Origin of the sequence: Legionella wadsworthii DSM 21896 = ATCC 33877, from assembly GCF_000701265.1 — a bacterium.
GTDB classification, from domain to species: Bacteria; Pseudomonadota; Gammaproteobacteria; order Legionellales; family Legionellaceae; genus Legionella; species Legionella wadsworthii.
In genome coordinates this window covers 1-2,765 of record NZ_JNIA01000006.1, presented here as the reverse complement: position 1 = coordinate 2,765, position 2,765 = coordinate 1, and the positions used below count along the sequence as shown (strand labels likewise).

Below are 2,765 nucleotides of genomic sequence, written 5' to 3'. Positions count from 1 at the left end.
CACCAGAGGTTCGTCCACTCCGGTCCTCTCGTACTAGGAGCAGCTCCTCTCAATTTTCCTACGCCCACGGCAGATAGGGACCGAACTGTCTCACGACGTTCTAAACCCAGCTCGCGTACCACTTTAAATGGCGAACAGCCATACCCTTGGGACCTGCTTCAGCCCCAGGATGTGATGAGCCGACATCGAGGTGCCAAACACCGCCGTCGATATGAACTCTTGGGCGGTATCAGCCTGTTATCCCCGGAGTACCTTTTATCCGTTGAGCGATGGCCCTTCCATTCAGAACCACCGGATCACTAAGACCAACTTTCGTTCCTGCTCGAGCCGTCGCTCTCGCAGTCAAGCACCCTTATGCCTTTACACTCTTGGTACGATGTCCGACCGTACCGAGGGTACCTTTGTGCTCCTCCGTTACTCTTTGGGAGGAGACCGCCCCAGTCAAACTACCCATCATACACTGTCCTCATCCCGGATTACGGGACCAAGTTAGAACCTCAATAACAACAGGGTGGTATTTCAAGGTTGGCTCCATGAGAACTAGCGTCCTCACTTCATAGCCTCCCACCTATCCTACACAGTTATCATCAAAGTCCAGTGCAAAACTATAGTAAAGGTTCACGGGGTCTTTCCGTCTAGCCGCGGGTACACTGCATCTTCACAGCGATTTCAATTTCACTGAGTCTCGGGTGGAGACAGTGTGGCCATCGTTACGCCATTCGTGCAGGTCGGAACTTACCCGACAAGGAATTTCGCTACCTTAGGACCGTTATAGTTACGGCCGCCGTTTACCGGGGCTTCGATCAAGAGCTTCTCCGAAGATAACCCCATCAATTAACCTTCCGGCACCGGGCAGGCGTCACACCCTATACGTCTTCTTACGAATTTGCAGAGTGCTGTGTTTTTAATAAACAGTCGCAGCCACCTGGTCTCTGCGGCCCTCCAAAGCTCAGAGAGTAAATCTCCTCACCTCAAAGGGCGTACCTTCTCCCGAAGTTACGGTACCATTTTGCCTAGTTCCTTCACCCGAGTTCTCTCAAGCGCCTTAGTATTCTCTACCTGTCCACCTGTGTCGGTTTGCGGTACGGTTCTCTATAAGTTATGGCTAGCAGCTTTTCCTGGGAGCCGGGCATCAATAACTTCGCTGTACACCGAAGTGTCAGCACCACGTCGCACCTCAGAGTTAATGATAGACCGGATTTGCCTAATCTATCCCCCTACATGCACGTACCAGGACAACCAACGCCTGGCTTATCTAGCCTTCTCCGTCCCCACTTCACCACTTATAAAAAGTCCAGGAATATTAACCTGGTTCCCATCGACTACGCTCTTCAGCCTCGCCTTAGGGGCCGACTCACCCTGCTCCGATTAACGTCGTGCAGGAAACCTGGGACTTCCGGCGTGAGGGCTTTTCACCCTCATTATCGTTACTCATGTCAGCATTCGCACTTCTGATACCTCCAGCACACTTCTCAATGCACCTTCATCAGCCTACAGAACGCTCCCCTACCACGTATACTCTAAGTACACATCCGCAGCTTCGGTGTATGGTTTTAGCCCCGTTACATCTTCCGCGCAGGCCGACTCGACCAGTGAGCTATTACGCTTTCTTTAAAGGGTGGCTGCTTCTAAGCCAACCTCCTGGCTGTCTATGCCTTCCCACATCGTTTCCCACTTAACCATAACTTGGGGACCTTAGCTGGCGGTCTGGGTTGTTTCCCTCTTCACGACGGACGTTAGCACCCGCCGTGTGTCTCCCGTGATTCAATTGGCCGGTATTCGGAGTTTGCATCGGTTTGGTAAGCCATGACAGCCCCCTAGCCGAAACAGTGCTCTACCCCCAGCAATCATTCACGAGGCGCTACCTAAATAGCTTTCGGGGAGAACCAGCTATCTCCGGGCTTGATTAGCCTTTCACTCCTAGTCACACGTCATCCGATAATTTTTCAACATTACCCGGTTCGGACCTCCAGTTGGTGTTACCCAACCTTCATCCTGCACATGACTAGATCGCCCGGTTTCGGGTCTACTCACAGCGACTCGCGCCCTATTCAGACTCGATTTCTCTACGGCTTCCTTATTCAGTTAACCTCGCCACTGAAAGTAACTCGCTGACCCATTATACAAAAGGTACGCAGTCACACAGCCTAAGCCATGCTCCCACTGCTTGTACGCAAACGGTTTCAGGTTCTATTTCACTCCCCTCTCCGGGGTTCTTTTCGCCTTTCCCTCACGGTACTGGTTCACTATCGGTCAGTAAGTAGTATTTAGCCTTGGATGATGGTCCACCCATATTCAACCAGGATTACACGTGTCCCGGCCTACTTGTTCGTGTGCTTAGTTCTTAATGCAACCTCTCTATACGGGGCTTTCACCCTCTATGGCCAACCTTCCCAGGTTGTTCTAATTCATTGCATTATAAATCACACCAGGCTCTTCCCCGTTCGCTCGCCGCTACTTAGAGAATCTCAATTGATTTCTTTTCCTTCGGGTACTTAGATGTTTCAGTTCCCCGAGTTCGCTTCTGTATCCTATGTATTCAGCTACAGATGACTGTACTCACGTACAGCCGGGTTCCCCCATTCGGACATCTCTGGTTAAACGCTCGTTTCCAGCTCACCAGAGCTTTTCGCAGGATTCCACGTCCTTCATCGCCTCTTACTGCCAAGGCATCCACCGTTTGCGCTTCTCTTCTTGACCATATAATCTCAATTACCTCAGATTACATGTTTACTGCTAATACAAGTACGCTTGTGTTACCTCTT

General features: G+C 51.0%; 1 rRNA gene. It reads right to left on the bottom strand.

Annotated elements, in window-relative coordinates:
- A 23S ribosomal RNA gene (locus BU07_RS0100565) occupies window positions 1-2,700 on the bottom strand; the annotation flags it as partial.
- Window positions 2,701-2,765: the final 65 nt, after the last annotated feature.